Annotated in this window: 19 protein-coding genes and 1 pseudogene; 5 read left to right on the forward strand and 15 right to left on the reverse strand. The window is 70.2% G+C overall.

Going from position 1 to position 17,278, the window contains the following annotated elements; translation table 11 throughout:
* A pseudogene (locus MMF94_RS24945) lies at positions 1 to 221 on the forward strand (TIGR03842 family LLM class F420-dependent oxidoreductase); the annotation flags it as partial.
* A gap of 61 nt (positions 222 to 282) precedes the next feature.
* Here MMF94_RS24945 and MMF94_RS24950 read toward each other — a convergent pair.
* Positions 283 to 1,113, reverse strand: coding sequence for a helix-turn-helix domain-containing protein (locus MMF94_RS24950; RefSeq protein WP_241039606.1), 831 nt, complete (start codon positions 1,111 to 1,113; stop codon positions 283 to 285).
* Between the two features lie 100 nt (positions 1,114 to 1,213).
* Here MMF94_RS24950 and MMF94_RS24955 point away from each other — a divergent pair, with 100 nt between their 5' ends.
* The gene (locus MMF94_RS24955; protein WP_241039607.1) at positions 1,214 to 1,933 is read left to right on the forward strand and encodes an SDR family oxidoreductase; all 720 of its coding nucleotides are present in this window, start codon (positions 1,214 to 1,216) and stop codon (positions 1,931 to 1,933) included.
* Positions 1,934 to 2,180: 247 nt separating this feature from the next.
* Here MMF94_RS24955 and MMF94_RS24960 read toward each other — a convergent pair whose 3' ends face one another.
* The 5 genes from MMF94_RS24960 to MMF94_RS24980 all read right to left on the reverse strand — a co-directional run bounded on the left by MMF94_RS24960 (position 2,181) and on the right by MMF94_RS24980 (position 7,401).
* On the reverse strand, positions 2,181 to 2,576 hold the full coding sequence (locus MMF94_RS24960) for a carboxymuconolactone decarboxylase family protein (RefSeq protein ID WP_241039608.1): 396 nt from the start codon (positions 2,574 to 2,576) through the stop codon (positions 2,181 to 2,183).
* A gap of 67 nt (positions 2,577 to 2,643) precedes the next feature.
* Complete coding sequence (locus MMF94_RS24965) at positions 2,644 to 3,858, reverse strand: 4-hydroxybenzoate 3-monooxygenase (RefSeq protein ID WP_241039609.1); 1,215 nt, start codon at positions 3,856 to 3,858, stop codon at positions 2,644 to 2,646.
* A gap of 182 nt (positions 3,859 to 4,040) precedes the next feature.
* Positions 4,041 to 5,114, reverse strand: a complete 1,074-nt coding sequence (locus MMF94_RS24970) for an AraC family transcriptional regulator (RefSeq protein ID WP_241039610.1) — start codon at positions 5,112 to 5,114, stop codon at positions 4,041 to 4,043.
* Positions 5,115 to 5,416: 302 nt separating this feature from the next.
* On the reverse strand, positions 5,417 to 7,018 hold the full coding sequence (locus MMF94_RS24975; RefSeq protein ID WP_241039611.1) for a multicopper oxidase family protein: 1,602 nt from the start codon (positions 7,016 to 7,018) through the stop codon (positions 5,417 to 5,419).
* Complete coding sequence (locus tag MMF94_RS24980) at positions 6,979 to 7,401, reverse strand: hypothetical protein (RefSeq protein ID WP_241039612.1); 423 nt, start codon at positions 7,399 to 7,401, stop codon at positions 6,979 to 6,981. Before MMF94_RS24980 ends, MMF94_RS24975 begins: the two co-directional genes overlap by 40 nt.
* 98 nt (positions 7,402 to 7,499) lie before the next feature.
* Here MMF94_RS24980 and MMF94_RS24985 point away from each other — a divergent pair, with 98 nt between their 5' ends.
* Both MMF94_RS24985 and MMF94_RS24990 read left to right on the forward strand, forming a co-directional pair.
* Complete coding sequence (locus MMF94_RS24985; RefSeq protein WP_241039613.1) at positions 7,500 to 7,847, forward strand: PadR family transcriptional regulator; 348 nt, start codon at positions 7,500 to 7,502, stop codon at positions 7,845 to 7,847.
* The gene (locus MMF94_RS24990; protein ID WP_241039614.1) at positions 7,844 to 8,527 is read left to right on the forward strand and encodes a permease prefix domain 1-containing protein; all 684 of its coding nucleotides are present in this window, start codon (positions 7,844 to 7,846) and stop codon (positions 8,525 to 8,527) included. The genes MMF94_RS24985 and MMF94_RS24990 overlap by 4 nt, the downstream gene beginning before the upstream one ends.
* A gap of 13 nt (positions 8,528 to 8,540) precedes the next feature.
* Here MMF94_RS24990 and MMF94_RS43425 read toward each other — a convergent pair whose 3' ends face one another.
* Genes MMF94_RS43425 through MMF94_RS25000 form a run of 3 tightly spaced genes read right to left on the reverse strand, consistent with a single transcriptional unit; the run spans position 8,541 to position 9,157 of the window.
* A complete protein-coding gene (locus MMF94_RS43425; protein WP_277398818.1) occupies positions 8,541 to 8,672 on the reverse strand; it encodes a PIN domain-containing protein in 132 nt (43 codons plus the stop codon).
* 27 nt (positions 8,673 to 8,699) lie between these two features.
* On the reverse strand, positions 8,700 to 8,948 hold the full coding sequence (locus MMF94_RS24995) for a PIN domain-containing protein (RefSeq protein ID WP_241039615.1): 249 nt from the start codon (positions 8,946 to 8,948) through the stop codon (positions 8,700 to 8,702).
* Positions 8,939 to 9,157 carry a type II toxin-antitoxin system VapB family antitoxin gene (locus MMF94_RS25000; protein WP_241039616.1) on the reverse strand — a complete coding sequence of 73 codons (219 nt, stop codon included), beginning with the start codon at positions 9,155 to 9,157 and terminating at the stop codon, positions 8,939 to 8,941. Before MMF94_RS25000 ends, MMF94_RS24995 begins: the two co-directional genes overlap by 10 nt.
* Positions 9,158 to 9,222: 65 nt before the next feature.
* On the opposite strand from MMF94_RS25000, the gene MMF94_RS25005 reads away from it, so the two are divergent.
* Positions 9,223 to 10,143 carry an SDR family oxidoreductase gene (locus MMF94_RS25005; RefSeq protein WP_241039617.1) on the forward strand — a complete coding sequence of 307 codons (921 nt, stop codon included), beginning with the start codon at positions 9,223 to 9,225 and terminating at the stop codon, positions 10,141 to 10,143.
* Positions 10,144 to 10,156: 13 nt separating this feature from the next.
* Here the strand turns inward: MMF94_RS25005 and MMF94_RS25010 are convergent, their stop codons facing one another.
* From MMF94_RS25010 to MMF94_RS25035, 6 genes are all read right to left on the reverse strand, one after another.
* A complete protein-coding gene (locus MMF94_RS25010) occupies positions 10,157 to 10,984 on the reverse strand; it encodes an MOSC domain-containing protein (protein WP_241039618.1) in 828 nt (275 codons plus the stop codon).
* Positions 10,981 to 11,904: an ABC transporter substrate-binding protein gene (locus tag MMF94_RS25015; RefSeq protein ID WP_241039619.1), complete on the reverse strand. Its 924-nt coding sequence runs from the start codon at positions 11,902 to 11,904 to the stop codon at positions 10,981 to 10,983. Before MMF94_RS25015 ends, MMF94_RS25010 begins: the two co-directional genes overlap by 4 nt.
* Positions 11,905 to 11,928: 24 nt before the next feature.
* On the reverse strand, positions 11,929 to 12,642 hold the full coding sequence (locus MMF94_RS25020; protein WP_241039620.1) for an ABC transporter permease: 714 nt from the start codon (positions 12,640 to 12,642) through the stop codon (positions 11,929 to 11,931).
* Positions 12,639 to 13,295: an ABC transporter permease gene (locus tag MMF94_RS25025; RefSeq protein WP_241039621.1), complete on the reverse strand. Its 657-nt coding sequence runs from the start codon at positions 13,293 to 13,295 to the stop codon at positions 12,639 to 12,641. Before MMF94_RS25025 ends, MMF94_RS25020 begins: the two co-directional genes overlap by 4 nt.
* A 79-nt stretch (positions 13,296 to 13,374) precedes the next feature.
* Complete coding sequence (locus tag MMF94_RS25030; protein ID WP_241039793.1) at positions 13,375 to 14,469, reverse strand: ABC transporter ATP-binding protein; 1,095 nt, start codon at positions 14,467 to 14,469, stop codon at positions 13,375 to 13,377.
* A 166-nt stretch (positions 14,470 to 14,635) separates the two neighbouring features.
* On the reverse strand, positions 14,636 to 17,275 hold the full coding sequence (locus MMF94_RS25035; protein WP_241039622.1) for a putative bifunctional diguanylate cyclase/phosphodiesterase: 2,640 nt from the start codon (positions 17,273 to 17,275) through the stop codon (positions 14,636 to 14,638).
* Positions 17,276 to 17,278 lie beyond the last annotated feature (3 nt).

Raw genomic sequence — 17,278 nt, forward strand, 5'->3', positions numbered from 1 at the left:
ACGACTACAGCCACCACGGCCGCGCCGACAACCACACCACCGACTTCGTCCCCGACGACGTCATCGACCGCTTCTGCATCCTCGGCCCACCCACCGCCCAACTCGACAAACTCGCCCAACTCCAAGAACTCGGCGTCGACCAATTCGCGATCTACGCCATGCACGACGCACGCGAGGCGACGATCGAGGCCTACGGACAGTCAGTGATCCCGCAGCTGTGACCCGCCCACCCGACGCCGTCGTCGACGTACGTGACGAGCCGCGCTCCCGGGACGAAGGCCGTCACGCGTTGCGCGCGGCTGTGGCCACGATCGTGCCCAGCAGCAGAAGGCCCTGGGCGCTGCGGGATTCGGGCTCGGCGTCGTAGACGACCAGTTCCTGGCCCGGCGCCGCGCGCACGTCGAACGTCTTCATGCTCAGCTTCATCACGCCGACGTCGGCGTGATGAAGGACCTTGGTGTCAAGCGCCTTACCGCGTGCATCGTGGCTGGACCACAGGTCCCGGAACTCGGGGCTGTGCTCGAGTAGTTCGGTCAGCACGGCGCGCACTCGGGGGTCGTCGGGGGCCGCGCCGTGCCCGAGACGGAAGGCGGCCACGGAGTTCGCCGCGACGGTCGGCCATTCGACGTAGAAGTCGCGCGCCCGTGGGTCGAGGAAGAGCAGCAGCATCAGGTTGCCCGAGAACGTGAACCCGTCGAACAACGCCCGGGCTATCGAGTTGGCCGCCAGCACGTCGTAGGCACGGTTGTAGACCAGCGCAGGGTTGGTCGGCCAGGCCTCCATGAGCCGGAGCAGACCGGGGTCCACCCGCTCGGCGACGGCGGGGCGCGCGGGTCGCGGCGCGAGCCCGGCCAACCGGAACAGGTGGGCTCGGCCGTCGTCGTCGAGCCGCAGTGCCGCTCCCAGCGCGTTGAGCACCTGCGCCGACGGCGACCGTTCGCGGCCTTGCTCCAGGCGGATGTAGTAGTCGGCGCTCAGCCCGGCGAGAAGGGCGACTTCCTCACGGCGCAGGCCGGGAACCCGCCGGGTGCCCGTGCTGATCAGACCCGCCGTATCGGGCCGGACGAGCGCCCGCCTGCTGCGCAGGTAGTCGCCCAGCTCGGTCGCAGTCATGCGGCGACAGTACGTCGGGGCGCCCCACCGTGCCTGGGTGCAGCGCACCCAGGAGGTACAGACCCTGATCATGGGCTGCCGGGGCAGCCAGCCTGGGTGCATGACGAATTCGAAGATCGTTCTGGTCACCGGCGCGTCCAGCGGTATCGGCGAGGCGGTCGCCACTCGGCTCGCCAGTGAGGGCCACCACGTGATCGCCGGCGCCCGCCGCGAGGACCGGCTCGCCGCGCTCGTGGAACGGGGTGCAGGCCGGATCAACGCCCGGAGGCTGGACGTGACCGACCGCGCCCACGTCGCTGCGTTCGTCGAGGATGCCGTGACCGTGCACGGCCGCATCGACGTCGTGGTCAACAACGCCGGGGTCATGCCACTCTCGCGGCTGGACGCGGTCCTCGTCGACGAATGGGAACGCATGATCGACGTCAACGTCCGCGGCCTGCTTCACGGCATCGCCGCTGCGTTGCCGGTGTTCCAGCGCCAGGGCAGCGGACACTTCGTGACGGTCGCCTCGATAGGCGCGCACGAGGTGGTGCCCACAGCTGCGGTGTACTCCGGGACCAAGTTCGCCGCGTGGGCGATCACAGAGGGCCTGCGGTTGGAGGTGGAGCCCAGCATCCGTGTGACGACGGTGTCGCCGGGCGTGGTCGAATCGGAGCTCGCCGACTCCATCTCCGACCCGCTGGCGGCCGTGGCGATGAAGGACTACCGCGCCGAGTCGATCCCGCCGGACGCCATCGCACGCGCGGTGTCGTACGCGATCGGCGAGTCGCCGGACGTCGACGTCAACGAGATCATCGTGCGGCCGTCCCGGCAGCGGTGATGCTCACCCACCCGCAGGGTCATGCTCGATCCGCAGGCCGAGTTCCTGCAGTGCAGCCACCGTGGCCGACGCGGTCCCCCAACCACCCCACTGGATCGTTTGCTGCGGACGGCACCATCGCCATCGTCGCCCCGGTTGCGTTGCGTTGCTGAATCGAATCGAGAGTTCGGGGTATCACGCCGTCTGCGCAAACGTTGATTTGCCGGCCGTGCGTCGTGGTCGGCGGCGGTCCGGCTGGAAGGGTGCTCTAGCTGGGCGTGACGGGCAGCAGCCCACGTTCGGCGAAGACCTTCTTGGCTGCGAGGGTGGCGTTGAGAGCTCGCGGCAGTCCGCAGTAGATGAGCGCGTGCAGAAAGGCCTCGACGATCTCCTCCGGGGTGAGGCCGATGTTCAGCGCGGAGTTGATGTTGAGCTCGAGTTGGGGTTCGGTGCCGAGTGCTGTGAGCATCCCGAGGTTGAGGAGCTGCCGGTCGCGGCGCGACAGGTTCGGGCGGGCGGAAATCTCCCCGAAGGCCCAGCCGACGACCTGCTGACCGAGTTCCGGGGAGACGTCGGCCAGAATGTCGATGACCTTCAGACCGTTCTCGCCGTTGGTTTCGCGCAAGTTGCGCAGGCCACGCTCGTACGCTTCCGCTGAGGGCATTCCGGGTTCTCTCCTGACTGTGGTCGATCGCTTCGTCCGCTTTGCCGGTCTGTCCGGCCCGGGTCGTTCAGTGATCCGCGTCCGCCCCGATGTAGAGCCCGGCGAGTGACGTGCCACTGATCTCCGAGCCCACCATCCGGCGCAGCCGGGCCGCCGCGACCCGAGCGCGGAACGGGTCGTCCGACGACGGGCCGTGCATGACCTCCGACAGCCACTGGTTGAACTCCTGGTACTGCCAGATGCGCCGCAGGGCGTCCTCGGAGTAGCCGGCCAGGCGGCTGTCGTCACCATGCTCGTAGTGCGCCCGCAGCGCGTCGGTCAGCAGGAACGCATCGTGCAGCGCGGAGTTCATCCCCTTGGCTCCGATCGGCGCCAGCAGGTGGGCAGAGTCTCCGGCCAGGTGGAGGCGCCCGTAGGACAACGGCTCGACGACGTAGTTGTGCATGTCGAGCACACGCTTCTCCAGCAGCTCGCCCTCGACGAGCGGACGTGCGTCGGGCACCTCGAGCCGCTCCCGAAGCTCGCGCCAGACCCGTTCGTGCGGCCAGTTGTCCGGGCTGTCGCCCGGCGGAACCTCCAGGTAGTACCGGCTGATCTCCGGGCTGCGGTGCATGAACGCCCCCAACCCGTTGCGGTGCAGGCCGAAGACGGCGTGCGCGCTCGACGGCGGCGCCTGCGCGAGGATTGCCATCCAGGCGATGCCCAAGTCGTGGCGGATGACCTGCATCGCGTCCTCGGGAACAGCCTGTCGTGACACGCCGCGCGCGCCGTCGCAACCGGCGACGAAGTCACACCTGATGACGTGTCGTTCCCCGGTCTCCGCCGCCGTGTAGGAGACGGCGGGCCGCTCGGTGTCGAGTCCGTGCAATGCGACGTCGGTGACGCCGAAGCGGATGCAGCCGCCCGCATCGTCCGCGTAGGCCCGCACCAGGTCGGTGACCAAAAGCTGCTGCGGATAGACGTAGTGGTGCTGTCCGCTCAGCTCGGCGTATCGGAAGACGTGTCGGACGCCGTCCAGTCGGAACTCACACTCGCTCTGCGGCTTGGAATGGGCGAGCAGGCCGTCGGCGAGACCGTGCCGCTCCAGCGCCCGCACCACCCATTCCTCGATGAAGCCTGCTCTCGGCCGCTGCTCGATGAACTCTCTGCTCTCTGCCTCCAGAACGACACAGTCCACCCCGGCGGTGCGCAGCAACCTGCCGATCGTCAGTCCTGCCACCCCGGCGCCGACGATGGCGACGGAGGTGTCGACGGCTCGCCCGGCGTCGGGATATCGGCCCATAGCCACACCCTGCCTGTTCGGAAGCGGCCGTTCAGTAGCGTCGAGCGAACTGTCGCCCTTTCCACATCGCGCCGTGTCTCATTCGCCCCGCGAACATCTCCGCACGGATCTTTGGCTGGTAGACGGCCTTTGTGAACTGCGATGCCGAGTACGAAGATCTGGGCCCGCGGGAAATCGACCGATCAACCGACAGCCGGAGGTGATGGGAACACCCACACGCCCCGCTTGCCACGCACCGTTTCTGACGGTAACTCACCGTACGTCCTGCGGTAGGTCGCAGCGAAGCGGCCGAGGTGGTTGAAGCCCCAGCGGTAGGCGACCGACATGACAGGTTCCGCGCCGGCCAGGAGGTCCGCACGGGCGCGATCGAGCCTGACCTTGCGCAAGTAGCCCATCGGCGAGGTGTTGAGCGACTCCTGGAACGCGATCTCCAGCCGGCGGGCGCCGACTCCGGCATGCCGGGCCAAGTCGGACAATGTGTAGTTGACCTCCGGACCCGCCTCGATCAGGTCGACCACCCGCTTCACCGTCCGCGGCCTCGCCGGCCGGACCGCACCGCACAGCCCTTCGAGGTGGTCATGTGCTTGCGTCCGAACCAAACCGGAGATCAAGGTTTTCTCCAGCTGGTTGCCGTAGGTCGGTGAGCGTTCGAGCGCGTCTCCCGGACGGTCGAGCTCCATCAGGATCAACCGCAGAACACTCAGCCAGCTCTGGGCGCGCGGAGTGGTGAGGTCCATGGCCAGCTCGAACTGGACGTCACCGGCGATCGGACGGCCCAACAGCGCCTCGATTTCCGTCTCGAGTGCCGACTTCTCGATCTTGACCCAGATCTGGGACGCATCCTCCCGCCACGAGCGCAACACGGAGTGTTCCCGAGGCGTGAAAACGGTCGCCCGTGTCGGGATGGCGACCGTTTCCCGCGGTCCGCACGCCGACGCGACAGCGCCGGAGATCGGAACATTCACATGGTAGGCCCCGAGCTCGCCGCCATCGGCCATGGCCTCGGTGCCGTACCGCACAAAGGCGACCGTCACCTGGTTCAGCCGGCCGGCTCTGAGCAGAGAATCGACCGGCGTGGGTCTGAATTCGGGTGCTTCGATCCGCCCCCCGGGATAGAAGAAACCATTGAGCGCGGATTGAAACACGTCCAGTGGAGCGGACCTGCAAATCTCATGCCGGGCGAGCAGCAAGGTGCGCCGGTCTCCGAATCGGGGGAGGCGTTCTGCCTGCCCCGAATTCGAGATCAACTTCTGCAACTGACTGCCCCTTCCGTGCCGACACGGTCTCACAGCCAGTGTGAGTGTCGCGACGGAAGTCGGCAACGACGCCGGACTGCCGCGCCCGTTTTGCCAGAAACAGAGTTCGAAAATCGGATAGCAGGCTCCGCGTCGCGGCGAAAAGGTACGCGACCTCGAATATCGGCAAGAGCTGGAATCGAGTGGGTTACTCGACAACAGCATCGAACACGTGGTCTCACCAAGAGGTGCACTGTTGGCCGGTATCGGCTCGAAATCGTTGCGGCCGTAGCTCACCGCGACTGCTGCCCGGTCACACCCCGTTAGAGAGCACGTTCCACCGTCCGGATGGTCGCCATCATCGCCATGTCCTCGTGCTCCAGGTTGTGGCAGTGGAAGACGAAGCGGCCCGCGTAGTCGGTGAACCGGACCGCGACCTCGACGATCTCAGCAGGCCGGATGTCGACCGTGTCCTTCCAGCCCACGTCGTACGGGCCGGGGACGGCAATGCCGCGGCGCAGCACCTGGAACCCGTCGAGGTGCACGTGCACCGGGTGATGGACGTCGCTGACGAACCGCCACACCTCGATCTCGCCGAGAGGGATGTCGGCCAGCGACTGCTGCGGGTCGAAGGACGTGCCGTTGATCGTCCAGCCGCGGTGGTCACCGACCGGACCGCGCGTGAACCGGAAGGTCCGCCGCGTCGCGCCGGGAGCCGGCACGAGCGGCTCCACGTCCGCGAGCCGATCGGGCACCCGGCTGTCGTCCTTCGCAGTGCGTACCACCCGGAAGCGCATGACGTCGGCGGTGCGGCCGGTGCCCAGTGGATTGACCATCGTGACTTCGGTGCCGATGGGCAACGCCCCGAAGTCCACGACCACGTCGAAGCGTTCACCGGGGGCGATCTCCAGCACCTGGTGGGTCACCGGCGCCGCGAGCAGCCCGTTGTCCGACCCGATCTGGACGAACGGCAGGTCCGACGCTCCCGGCACCTGGAGCACGAGCCGGTACCGGCGGGCGTTCGAGGCGTTGAGCAGCCGGAGCCGGTAGCGCGCGGCGTCGACCTCGTGCACCGGCCAGGGTGCCCCGTTGACCAGCACGACGTCGCCGAGCACCCCCTCCATCCAGTCGTCCTCGACGCCCGGAACCGAGCGCATTCCCTGGTCCAGACCCGGGTAGGCGAAGGAGCCGTCCGCCGCGAACGCCCGGTCGCAGATCATCAGCGGCAGCTCACGCTCGCCACGTGGGAGGGGCAGCGCGTCCTCGATGTCGTCACGGACCAGATGGAACCCGGCGAGTCCCCGGTAGACCGACGGACCGGTGAAGTCCATGCGGTGGTCGTGGTACCAGAGCGTCGCGGCACGCTGGTCGGTCGGATAGCGGTACGACCGCTCCCCCGAGGCGAGATCACCGACCATCCCGTGGTGCGACGCCCAGACCGCGGTATTGCCCACCGGGAGCAGCAGATCCAGCGGCCAGCCATCGCTCTCCGCGGGAGTGTGCCCGCCGTGCAGATGCACGACGGTGGGCACCGGCAGCTCGTTGCGGTGCAGCACCACCACCGGCCGGCCGCGCCGGGTGTCGAAGGTGGGGCCGGGGAAGATTCCGTCGTAGCCGAGCACGGGCGTGCGTACCCCGGGCAGGATCTCCAGGTCGGCCACCCGCTGCGTCACGCGGTAGAGGTCGGCACCGGACGGGTCGGTGCCCACCGGCCGGGCCACGGGCGGCACGGGCAGCGGCACCCGGAACGCATCGGGCAGCGGTAGCGCGCTGGCGAGCTGCTCCCCCGTCTGACCGGGGGCCGAGCCGATCCCGCAGCCGGCCAGCGCGACACCGGCTCCGGCCGCTCCCAGCAGGCCGAGGAAGCCGCGGCGCGACAGCCCGGTCATCGTGGCGTCCGCGGCCGGGCGGCCGACGGGGTCCATGCCCATCCGGCCAGCAGCACCGACGCGACGACGATGGTGACGCCGAGCGGCACGTGCAGCTCCAGCTCACGGGCGTATCCCGCGCCGATCTGGAAGCCCACGGCGAGGAACAGCAGCACCGCCACCGGCAGCACCCACAGGCGACCACGACCTCCGAGCACGTACGCGACCGCGATCACGATCACCACGAGCTCGATCACTGCCAGCAGCGATCCGATGACGCCGTGCACGCCGATCGCGTCGACGTCACCGGTGAGGAAGAGCCCGGCCAGCACCGGCTGCGCGAGCACGGCCAGCAGGTTCACCGTGATCACCACCCGGAGGGCCCACAACGAGATCCGAGGCCTGCGCGTGACGGGCCGCGCAGGAGCAAGAGTTTCCACGTCTAGAAGGCTATGAGTAGACGGTCTACATATACATCCGGGATGTCCCTGATCCTCTCCCGATGTGCTCCCGGCTGAAGTACGTAGAATCCCTACCTGTGAAGCCAGACGCCGTGCGCGGCCACCTCGACGGCCTGATCCTGGCGGTGCTCGAGGACGGGCCCCGGCACGGCTACGCGATCATCGAGGCGCTGCAGACCCGCAGCGGCGGCGCGCTGGAGCTACCGACCGGCACCGTCTATCCCGCGCTCCGCCGGCTCGAGCGGGCGGCCCTGCTCTCGGGCGCATGGAGCACCGTCGGCGGGCGGGAACGACGCACCTACACGCTCACCCGCGCGGGGCGGCATGCCCTCGCGGGCCAGCGCGCCGAGTGGAACGAGTTCAGCGCCGTGGTGGACGCCGTGCTGCGCCCCGCGGCCGGACGACCGGCCGGAGGGGTCTCGTGAGCGCACCCGATGTGGTCGACCAGCACGTCGCCGAACTCGCCCGCGCGCTGCGGGGCCCTGCCCGCACGCGCCGGAGCATGCTCAGGGAGGTGCGCGACGGACTGCGCGACGCGGCCGCCGCCCACCGCTGCTGCGGCCTCGACCCACAGCAAGCGGCAGTGCGAGCCGTGCACGATTTCGGCCCCGTCCCGGAGGTCGCACAGGCGTTCCAGACCGAGCTCGTCGCGCGCCAGGGCCGGTGGGCGGCGCTTCTGCTCCTGGTCGCGTTCCCCGGAATGACCCTCGGGTGGGACCTGCTGTGGCGAAGTGGCGGCGTCGCGTGGCACACGACTCCGGCGCAACCGGTGTCGGACGTGGTAGTGGGGCTGGCGCGGGCGCAGGACACCGCGGCCCTGCTGGTCTCGGTGATCGCCGTGGTCCTCCTGGCCGCCACGTTCCACCGTGCGGCGTCGGCTCGGAGAATCGCTGTGCTGGTGGGTCATACCGGCGTTGTCGGCGCTCTGTTCTGCGCCGGTATCGGCGTGGTGATGAACGTGGCCGTCGGTCCCGGCGCCGGCGACCTCATCGCGACGAACCCGTTCGCCATCCCGGCATTCGGGGTGAGCGCGCTGGTCTGCGCCCTCGTGGTGCGATCAGCGGTGCGGACGCTGCGCGTGGCGTGCGCTCCGATCGTGATCTGACACGGCGCTCGCGTCAGATCAACGACCGGACCTGCAGATCGGGAAGAGCCGCGACGAGCAGGTCGAGGTCCCGGTCACGGTGCACGAGGACGGCCCCGGTCCGTATCGCGACAACCGCGATGAGGCAGCCGAGCAGCTTCCGCACCGTGCCGCCCCTGGCCCTGACGGCGCGCTAGGCCAGGGCTGCATCGCGATAGTCCTCGACGACATCCACCGACAGCAGGGGCAGCCCGCTGGTCAACTTCTCGATCTGCGCGAACGCCCGCTCGTCAGCGGCCCCGGCGAGCAACTCCATGACGACGGGCTCGGTGAGGGCGATCTCGTGCGGTCGCTGCTGCACCAGCTCGCGGACCGCAAGATTCGCCCGTGACCCGGTGGCGCGGAGGAACTCGATCCACGCGGAGGAGTCGATCAGCTCCACCCGGGCTCCGCGACCTTCGAGGCACGCATCTCGTCGAGGTCGCCCTCCCAGCCGATCCCCTCCAGGCTCTGGAGGAATTCAGGCGAGAGCCGCGGCCCGACGAGCCGCCGGAGCGCGAGGTCGACCGCCTCCTTCTTCGTCCTGAGGCCGTATCGGCGCATCACCTCGGCGACGAGTTCGTCGTCGATGTCGATGTTGGTGCGCGTCATACACCAACGAGACACCTCAGTTACACCGACAGGAGCTGACAGGGATTCCTGCCAGCCTCATCGCCATGACAACGGACAAACCGCTCGCCGATCGCGTCGCCCTGGTCACGGGTGCGACGCGAGGAGCGGGCCGGGGCATCGCAGTGGAGCTCGGCGCGGCCGGGGCCACCGTGTACGTCACCGGTCGATCGACCACGGCCAAGCGCAGCGAATACAACCGGCCCGAGACGATCGAGGAGACCGCCGAGCTGGTCACCGCAGCCGGAGGCACCGGGATCGCCGTACCCACCGATCACCTCGTGCCCGAGCAGGTCGAGGCGCTCGTGGCGCGCATCGACGCCGAGCACGGTCGCATCGACGTTCTCGTGAACGACATCTTCGGCGGCGACTTCCTGGCCGCGTGGGACACGCCGGTGTGGGAGCACTCCCTCGACGACGGGCTGCGATTGCTCCGGCTCGCGATCGACACCCACCTGATCACCGCGCGCTACGCATTCCCGCTGCTGATCCGCAACCCCGGCGGGCTCGTCGTGGAGGTCACCGACGGCACGGCCGAGTACAACGCCGACCACTACCGGCTCAACGTGTACTACGACCTCGCGAAGCTCGCGCCGATCCGGCTGACCCACAGCTGGGCCCACGAGCTGCGCGAGTGCGGCGCCACCGCCGTGGCGATCACGCCGGGCTGGCTGCGCTCGGAACTGATGCTCGACATGTACGGCGTGGCCGAGGCGAACTGGCGCGACGCGTGCGCGAAGGAACCGCACTTCGCCATCTCCGAGTCACCCCGTTTCGTCGGACGCGCGGTGGCCGCGCTGGCCGCCGACCCGCGGCGGGCGCGCTGGCAGGGCGCCTCGCTCTCGTCCGGTGGCCTCGCGCGCGAGTACGGCTTCACCGACCTGGACGGCTCGTCCCCCGACGCGTGGCGCTACGTCGTGGAGGTGCAGGACGCGGGGAAGCCTGCGGACACCACCGGGTACCGCTGACCTGAGCTGCTGATCAGCTCACCACGACGGCGTCGCCCTCACGCACCACACCGCCCCGGATCACCTCGGCGTAGACCCCGGCGCACGGCAGCACGCCGAAGCCCGGCACGTCCACGCGGTTCTCGGTGAGGGGAATGCGCACGGCGTGGGTGGCACGCGGCAGCGAGCCGTGCTCCAGCGTCGGCACCGAGCACCGCGGGGTGGGCAGGATGCCGCGCAGCCGCACCTCGCCGATCGTGATCTCCCGCCCGACCCAGTCGTTCTCCGCGTACGGGGTGCCGGACGGGGTGGTGACGACCACGTTGGGCCGGTAGCGCACCGCCTCCGTGCCGATCCGCTCAAGCGTGGCGGTGGTGATCAGGTGCACCGGGGCGTAGTCGACGAAGTTGCCGGCCGTGGTGCCCTGCGCGATCTCCAGCGTCTCGTAGGGCACCTCGGCCTCCACCCCGTCGGCCAGCACGTCCTCGGGATCGGGCCGCTCCACGGTGGCGCCGGCCGGCCGGGTGGCCGACAGCTCGACCGTGCGACCGAGCGTCTCCGACAACAGCTCGTCGACGCCCTCGTCGGCGGCCCCGACCGAGCGCCCGTCGGGGAGGGTGATGCGCACCCCGGCGCTCTCGCGAGTGGCCGTGAACCTGAGCAACGCCCGCCAGAGCCGGGGGTGCTTGGCCGTGGCCACGCGGCCGGTGGCCGTGTCGAGCAGGGCGAGCGTGCGGTCACCCTCGACGCCCCCCTCCGCCACGACGGCCTCGTGGAGCGCCTCACCCAGCATCGACTTGACCGGGTACCGTCGCAGGGCGCCGACCTGCCCGATCGCGCCCACCGCACTCGGCATCGTCATCCCAACCCGTTCTGGTCGAGCCAGTTCTTCGCGACCGTCTCGACCGACGGCTTCGCGTCGCTCGCGGCCTCGGCGTTGAGCGCGGTGAGCCCCTCGGTGGTGAGCTTGGCCGAGATGTCGTTGAGCACCTGGCGGACGTTGTCGTCCACCTTCGCCTTGTTGATCAGCGGCACCACGTTCTGCGCGGCGAAGTTGTTCTTCGGGTCGGTGAGCACCACGAAGTCGTTGGCCAGGATCGAGGCATCGGTGGTGAAGATGTCGGCCGCCTGCACGTCGCCGTTCTTCAGCGCGGAGACGGTGAGCGGGCCACCGGCGTCGAGGGAGCGGTACTCCTTGAACGAGCACCCGTAGGTCTCGGCGATGCCGGGGATGCCGTCGGGACGGGTCTGGAACTCGGGCGGCCCACCGAAGACCAGTTCTCCGCAGTGCGGGGCGAGGTCGGCGAGGCTCGTGGCGTTCAGCCGGGTGGCGGTCTCCCGGGTGACGACCACGGCGTCCTTGTCCTCGGCCTCGGACCTGTCGAGCACCGTGAGGGTGCCCGGCAGTGCCGCCTCCAGTGCGGTGTACACGGCGTTCGACTCGGTCTCGGGAGCCTGCTTGTTAACGAACTGCAGCAGCACCCCGGTGTACTCCGGGATCAGGTCGATCGACCCGTCCTGCAGGCCGGGGAAGTAGGTCTCCCGGCTGCCGATGTTGAGCTTCTTCTCCACGTTGACGCCCTTGGCCTGCAACGCCTGGGCGTAGATCTCGGCGAGGATCTGGTTCTCGGTGAAGTTGGCCGAGCCGATGATGATCGTGTCGGACGCGGGCGCCGGGCTACCACCCGATGACAGCGGGTCGGACCCGCCGCCGCACGCCGCAAGGGATAGGACGGAGATTGCGGCAACGACCGCCGCACGAGCGATCAGGGAGCGTCTCATCGGTGATCCTCCGCTGGAACGGGTTCAGGCCGCCTGTGAGGCGGGTCGGGGGTCGGGAACGGCTCGCAACCTGCGGCCACGGCCCGGGGCCGTCTGGAGACCGGGTGACACGAGCGTCTTCTGCAAGGCGGCGAGAAGCAGGTCGGCGGCGATCGCGAGTGCTGCGACGAGGATCGAGCCAGCGATCATCTCCGGGAAGTCGCGGATGGCGAGACCATCGACGATGAAGCGGCCGAGACCGCCGAGCGCGACGTACGCGGCGATCGTGGCCGTGGAGATCACCTGGAGCGTGGAGCTGCGGATACCGCCCACCACGAGCGGCAGCGCGTTGGGAAGCTCGACACGGAACAGCACGTCACGCCCCCGCATGCCCATGCCCCGTGCCGCGTCGACCACCGCGCTGTCGACGTTGCGCACGCCCGCGTAGGTGCCGGCGAGGATCGGCGGGACCGCGAGGATGACCAGCGCGATCAGGGGCCCGATCAGGCCGATCCCGATCGCCCCGACCAGCAGCACGAGCAGGCCCAGCGTGGGCAGCGCGCGCAGGCCGTTGGCCAGCCCCACCACCAGGAACCCGCCGCGTCCGGTGTGGCCGATCCAGGCTCCGAGCGGGATCGCCAGCGCCATCGCGATCGCCATGGTGAGGGCCGTGTAGCCGATGTGTTCCAGCAGCCGCTGGAACACCCCGCCCTGGCCCGTCCAGTTGGCCGCGTCGAACAGCCATCCGAAGTAGTTCATGCGGGGCTCCTCGCCGTGGTGACGGTGCGGCTCCACGGGGTGAGCAGGCGGCCGAGCACCACCAGGGCACCGTCGACGACGAGCGCCATCAGCAGCACCAGGACGATGCCCGCGATGATCTCCTGGGGGATGTCGCGCTGGAAACCGTCGGTGAACATCCTGCCGAGACCGCCGAAGCCGATCACCGACCCCACGGTGACGAGGCTGATCGAGGACACGGCCGCGACACGAACTCCTGCCACCACGACCGGCACCGACAAGGGCAGTTCGACCGCGATGAAGCGACGCACCGGCCGATACCCCATGGCCGTGGCCGCGTTCACGACGACGGACGGCACCGCCGACAGCGCGTCGGCGACCGTGCGCACCAGCAGGGCGACGGTGTACACCGTGAGCGCCACGATCACGTTGATCGGATCTAGGATCTGCGTGCCGAGCAGCGGCGGGAGGATCACGAACAGCGCGAGCGATGGCACGGTGTAGAGCAGCCCGGCCACGTTGATCGTGAGTGTGCGCCCGAAGCCCGTGCGGTTGGCCAGCCAGCCCAGCGGAACCGCCAGCACGATCCCGAGCACCACGGGGACGAGCGCGAACACGACGTGCTCGACGGTCAGCCCCCAGATCATCTCCAGGTTGGCGAGCACCCACGTCATGGCGACACCGGCGTCATCGTGGCCCCGACGCCACGACGTGCGCAGGTCATGGCGGTGCCCCGCGCCACAGCCGCGTGCCTCACGCCGCCGCCGGGTCGCGGCGGGTGTGCTCGAGCACGCGCAGCACGTCGTCGGCGCTGACCGAACCGGCGACTCCTCCGTCGCCGTCGATCGCCACACCCTGACCGGACGGCGACGACAGCGCGGCGTCGAGCGCGCTGCGCAGCGAACCCGACTCCACCTCGTACAGCGAACCCCCGGGGACGAGGGACTCCTGCACGGCCATGACGGTGCCGGTGCCGGAGCCGTGGATCCATCCCAGCGGCTGCCTGGTCTGGTCGACGACCAGCACCCACCCCGCGTCCTCGGGAACGGTGGCGCCGAGCGCCACCGTGGGCAGCTCACCCAGCGGCAGGGCGTCGGACGACAGGAAGCCCAGCCCGCGGTAGCCACGGTCGCGCCCGACGAAGGCGTCGACGAAGTCGTCGGCCGGGCGGGCGAGCAGCCTGCCGGGCTCGTCGTACTGGGCGAGCACCCCGCCCGTGCGGAACACCGCGACCTTGTCGCCGAGCTTGACGGCCTCGTCGATGTCGTGGGTGACGAAGACGATGGTCTTGCCCAGCTCCGCCTGCAGCCGGAGGAGCTCGTCCTGCAGGCTCTCCCGCACCACCGGGTCGACAGCGCTGAACGGCTCGTCCATCAGCAGGATGGGCGGGTCGGCCGCGAGCGCTCTGGCCACGCCGACGCGCTGTTGCTGCCCTCCGGACAGCTGGGAGGGGTAGCGCCGGGCAAGCTCGGGAGCCAGCCCCACCACCTCCATCAGCTCCGCCGCGCGCTCGCGGGCCTTGGCCTTGCGCCACCCCAGCAGCAGGGGGACGGTGGCGATGTTGTCGAGGATCGTGCGGTGCGGGAAGAGCCCGGCCTGCTGGATGACGTAGCCGATGCCGCGGCGCAGCTCGGCGGCGTCGACGGCCATGACATCGCGCCCGTCGATCGTGATCGTGCCCTCGGTGGCCTCGATCATGCGGTTGACCATCCGCAACGACGTGGTCTTGCCACATCCGGATGGGCCGACGAAAACAGTGATGCGGCCTGCGTCCACCGTGAGATCCAGGTGGTCGACCGCAACTGTGCCGTCGGGGAAGCGCTTGGTCACGCCCCGGAACTCGATCATCCGGGAGACCTCCGCTGTGCTCACCGACGACCTCTTGCCGGTCGCCGCAACGCTGCGAGGCTAGCCCTGTCCACCGACAGTCGCGACCGATTGTGCTCGGACCGAGATCGGCCGCAGCGATGCTGAACGGCCCGTTCCGACGAGTACGGGGCCGTTCAGCACCCTCCTACTGAGTGGCGGGGGCGGAGGCCGGCGTCGGGATCCTGCCGCGCAGGAGCACGTCGCGCAGCCGGAGCGACGAGAGCGGCCGGGAGAAGAGCCATCCCTGGTAGGCGTCCACTCCGATGCCGCGCAGCACGTGGAACTGGTCGGCGGTCTCGACGCCCTCGGCCACCGTGGTGCGGCCCATCGCCCTGGCCATGTCGACCACCGCGCGGGCCACCGCGAAGTCGGCGGGGTCGTCCGCGATTCCTGTGACGAACGCCCGGTCGACCTTGACCGTCTGCGCCGGGAGCTCCTTCAGCCTGGCGAGGGAGGAGTACCCGGTGCCGAAGTCGTCGACGGCGAACCGAAGGCCCCGCTCCACGAGCTCGGCCATCGCGGCCAGCGCGTGCGGCGGGAGCGCGACGAGGCTCGTCTCCACCAGCTCCAGCACCAACCGGTCCCAGGCCAGCCCGGTCTCGGCGATCGTGTCGCTCACCACGGTGAGGAAGTCGGTCTCCCCGGGCAGCAGCCCGGCCAGGTTGATCGCGATAGCCGGCTTGCGGCCCCGGTGCTCCGGCCAGCCCGCCGCCTCACGTGCACCCGTGCGCAGCACCCAGAGGTCGAGCTCACGCAGCAGACCCGTGCGCTGCGCGACCGGCAGGAAGTCGGCGGGCGAGATGAGCCCCCGGTCCGGGTGGGGCCAGCGGACCAGCGCCTCGGCCGAGAGCACCGTGCCGTCCGGGCCGACGACCGGCTGGTACTCGAGCACCAGCGAGTCGCCCGCGATCGCCTCACGCAGTTCGGCCTCGAGCTCCAGAGCCTGGGTGGCCGAGCTCACGATGCCGTCGGTGGCCATCCCGATCGCGCCCCTGGCCTGCCTGCGCTTCGCGTCGTGCATCGCTGCCTCGGCGAACCGGAGCAGATCCGCTGCCCGCACCTCGCCCGTCGGCACGGACGTGGCCAGCCCCACCGACGCCGTCAGCTGCACCGGCCTGCCGTGCACCGTGATCGTGGTGCTCAACAGGTCGGCGACCACCTTGGCGAGCAGCTCGGGCCCTCCGACCTCGGTGTGGTCGGAGCAGATCACCACGAACTCGTCGCCGGAGAGCCTGCCGGCCGTGCACCCCACCGGCAGCTCCCGCTGCAGCCGCCCGGCCAAGGTGAGCAGGAGGTCGTCGCCCGCCTCGTGGCCGAGTGAGGAGTTCACCCTGGCGAAGTCGTCGAGATCGCCGCACACGACCGCCACGCGGTAGCGCGACGCCCCCGAGAGCAGCCGGTCCACCAGCTCCAGGCACGCCGCCCGGTTGGGCAGACGGGTCAGCTCGTCCACGGTGCCCGCGCTGCGAAGCACCTCGGCCGCACGCCGGCGGTCGGAGATGTCGGTGCAGGCGACCAGCCAGAGCCAGCCGTCCTCGTCGTCGGCGGCCGTGACGGACACCGAGATCTCGCACCAGACGGTGGTGTCGTCGCCACGGCGCAGCGGCACCGCACCCACCCGGTAGGCGTGCCGGGCGCCGGGCGGCACCGGGCGCAGCCAGCTCGGCAGCGCCGGGCACCCGTCAGCGTTCTCGACCAGATGGGCTTCCGGGTCGAGCAGCTCGTCGACCGAGAGGGACGTGGCCATGGCGCCGCGCAGGCGCTCCAGCGACGTGTCGAGAAGCCGGCAGAGGCCCTTGTTGGCGTCGATGATCCGGCCCGTCGGGTCCACCAGCGCGACCCCGCCCGGCACGATCGCCATCAGGTCGTCGAAGCGCTGGCCCGACAGCTCGACCTGGCGGCGAGCCAGGCGCTCCGCGCTGACGTCGTGGACCACCCCGACCAGCCGCAGCGGCGTGCCGTCCTCGGCTCGTTCGACCTCGGCCCGGCAGCTGAGCATCCGGTTGCCGGGCAGCGGCATGTCGACGTGGTGGTCGGTGGTGCGCGACCCCGAACGCAGGCCCTGGCAGAGCATGGCCACCTGCGGGCCCTCGACCGGCGCCGTGCCCGCCCCGTCGGGGTCGACACCGAGGGAGCGGTAGAGCTCCTGCAGCGTCTCGCTCCGGTGCAGCGTCGAGGTGGCCAGCTCGAAGGTCCACGTGCCCACCCGCGCCAACCTCTCCAGCTCAGCCGTCCAGCCGGGATCCACCACGCGGCTCTCGAGGTCGACGCAGTCGTTCAGCTCCACCAGCACCACAGCCGACAGCCCGGCCCCCGGGAGATCCCAGCGCACCACCCGCACGCGCAGGGGGTTGCCATCGGGCCGGATCAGCCGGGCGTCCGCATCCGGCCCGATGACGAGCTGCGACAGGCTCATCCCGAACAGCGCGCTGCGGCCGGCGTCGGCGGGATGGACCACCGCGCCGTCCGTGCCCCGGCCGGCCAGGCGCAGCAGCGCGGCGTTGACCCGCAGGATGCGCTCGGCGGAGTCGCAGACGAGCGCGGGAGCCGCCGGCAGCGGGACGATCTCCGGCCCCGCCCCGGTGAGGGAGCTGCCGAAGACCGCGTCCCGCAGCTCCGGCAGTCCCCGCCTCTCGCCGCCGGGGCCGTCGAGCTCGGCGAGCCGAACGGCACGCGGCTCGGCGGCGGCTTCCGCGGCGCCCTCCGCCTGCCCACCCTCGGCAGCGCGCTCGCCCTCCGCCGCCTTCGCGGCGCGGGAGAGGAACTTCGCCGTCCGAGGAGGCATCTC

The organism is Pseudonocardia alaniniphila, from assembly GCF_022524485.1.
In the GTDB taxonomy this organism is placed as follows: domain Bacteria; phylum Actinomycetota; class Actinomycetes; order Mycobacteriales; family Pseudonocardiaceae; genus Pseudonocardia; species Pseudonocardia alaniniphila.